The 1,669-nt window shown below is 43.0% G+C and carries 1 protein-coding gene; it reads left to right on the top strand.

What is annotated here, in order from left to right; all coding sequences use genetic code 11:
• The first annotated feature begins 138 nt into the window (after positions 1-138).
• Entirely contained in the window at positions 139-1,569 is a 1,431-nt protein-coding gene (locus ACXAFQ_RS20390; RefSeq protein ID WP_474825204.1) for an IS1182 family transposase, read from the top strand.
• Positions 1,570-1,669: the final 100 nt, after the last annotated feature.

Genomic DNA, 1,669 nt, shown 5'->3' with positions numbered 1-1,669 from the left:
CAGGCTGTGTGAAAACTATTGATCACCTTTGGGTCTAAGTGTGCGTTTTATATGATCAATCGGTCTTAGCTATTGATCCTCAATGTGAGTGTCAGTTGGTAAAATGAAAATATCAAAAAGCTGATAGGTTTCAGGTGCATGTCAAAATTTATCGAAGGCCAAAGCAGAACGCAAAGCACGATGTTTCCCGAAGTTCTGGATGACTATGTCCATGAAGATAATCCAATTCGTGCTATTGATATGTTCATCAATTCATTGGATTTATGTGAATTGGGTTTTACGCGGCATCAACCCGCTAAAACCGGCAGGCCAAGCTATTCGCCAGCAACTATGCTCAAAATTTACCTTTATGGTTATCTTAACCGCATTCAATCAAGTCGACGTTTAGAAAAAGAAACACAGAGGAATGTTGAGTTAATGTGGCTGGTTGAGCGCCTAACGCCAGATTTTAAAACGATTGCTGATTTTAGGCGTGACAACGGCAACGCTATACAGCGGGTCTGTAAGCACTTTGTGTTGATATGTCGTGAACTGAATATGTTCACGGATGCCATTGTGGCTATTGACGGCACTAAATTCAAAGCGGTTAACAATATCGCTAAAAACTACTCGCGCGGTTTAATCAAAACGTGTATCGAAACTACCGAAAAAGATATTGCCAATTATCTCATGGAACTCGACAGGGCAGACCGCCAGTCCCGAGCTGATGATGCAATAAAATTGAAAGGCAAACTCGCTAAACTGCAAGCGCGATTGAAAAGCGAAAAAGTAATCCAGCAAGAACTGGAATCCTTGCCCGATAAACAAATATCCTATACCGACCCTGACAGCAGGCGAATGGCGCTCAAGCATAAAGGCGTGTTAGTTGGCTATAATGTTCAAGCGGCTGTCGACACCAAGCACCACCTGATACTTGCACATTATGTGACGAACAACCCCACTGACAGACATCAGCTTGTCCCCATGAGCCAACATGTGCAACGAGTATTAGGTAAACAAGACATTACCATTCTTGCAGACCGAGGTTATGACGACAGTACAAGTTTTAAGGCTGTTCATGAGTCAGGTGTTACAGCAATTGTTCCGAAAGTTCGTACGTCGGGCAATCGCAGCAAGGGACTATTTACCAAAGAAGACTTTGTTTATAACAAAGAGAAAGATGTCTATGAATGTCCTGCTGGGAAAGATATCCCGTTTAGCTTTGTTTCAACTGATAAAGGTAAACCGCTACGCGCTTACATGTCGGTCATGACCTGCAAAGGCTGTCCTATAAAATCACGGTGCACAACTTCACCCGCAGGGAGAAGGATCCGCAGGCTCGATGATGAGGAACATGTTGAGCGGGTTGCCCAAGCTTATAAAAACATGCCAAACGCAATGACATTGAGGCATCAAACTGTCGAGCATCCCTTCGGTACAATAAAGCTATGGGCAGGGACTCATCAATTGCTTACAAAAACACTAAAACACGTTAAAACGGAGGTAAGTCTGCAAGTCTTGGCTTACAACTTCAAAAGAATGATGAATATCATGGGCGTTAGCGGATTTATATCTGCATTGAAAACCTAAGAGTTGCGACAACACTCATTCAAAATTTTTGTAGACCCCAGATTTACGCTGTAGAGCTATCACAACGGTATCGGTAAAAAATGGGTTTTCACACAGCCTG

This window comes from Alteromonas sp. ABH2_165, from assembly GCF_056159945.1.
Note: the sequence above shows the minus strand (reverse complement) of the source record. Positions and strands in the feature narration are given on the sequence as shown.